This window comes from Parachitinimonas caeni (assembly GCF_030129945.1).
In the GTDB taxonomy this organism is placed as follows: domain Bacteria; phylum Pseudomonadota; class Gammaproteobacteria; order Burkholderiales; family Chitinimonadaceae; genus Parachitinimonas; species Parachitinimonas caeni.
In genome coordinates this window covers 1-485 of the sequence record NZ_JARRAF010000178.1, presented here as the reverse complement: position 1 = coordinate 485, position 485 = coordinate 1, and the positions used below count along the sequence as shown (strand labels likewise).

The 485-nt window shown below is 57.7% G+C and carries 1 protein-coding gene; it reads right to left on the bottom strand.

The genetic code is table 11. The features are described 5' to 3' along the window. Positions 1–485, bottom strand: a 485-nt coding sequence (locus PZA18_RS24195; RefSeq protein WP_284103450.1) for a hypothetical protein, incomplete at both ends; no start/stop codon positions are given.

Genomic DNA, 485 nt, shown 5'->3' with positions numbered 1-485 from the left:
ACCGGCGCGTTAACGGCCAGGTTTTCCAGCAGCTCCAAGGCATCCCAGTTGCTACGGATCGGTTGCGCGGGCAAGTCTTGCAATAAGCGGTCTACCTGCCGTTGAGCAATGTCGAGCAGGGGTTCTTCAGAGGGGGTGGTATCAACTTTCTCATAGTCGACTGCGATACAGATCGCCGGACCGCCACCTTCTACCGAATATCGGTCAAATCGCAGCACTGGCAGTGCCTCTTGCAACAGCGTCAGAACGCGCATCTGCTCGTCAGGGTTGCTGATTGACCGAATCCGGCTATCAGGGGCAAACACTCCTCGTTCCGTGTGAACCCGGCCGCGATTCCCCACCCGGATTTCCAAAGGGTCAATGCCGAAGCGGGACACGCAGGCGCGAATCACCTCGATGGCCCCACCGCGATAGGAAGACCAGGTATCGCGATTGAAGTGGCACATATCGATGACCCCCACTACCGTCTCTGGACCGTAAACGAT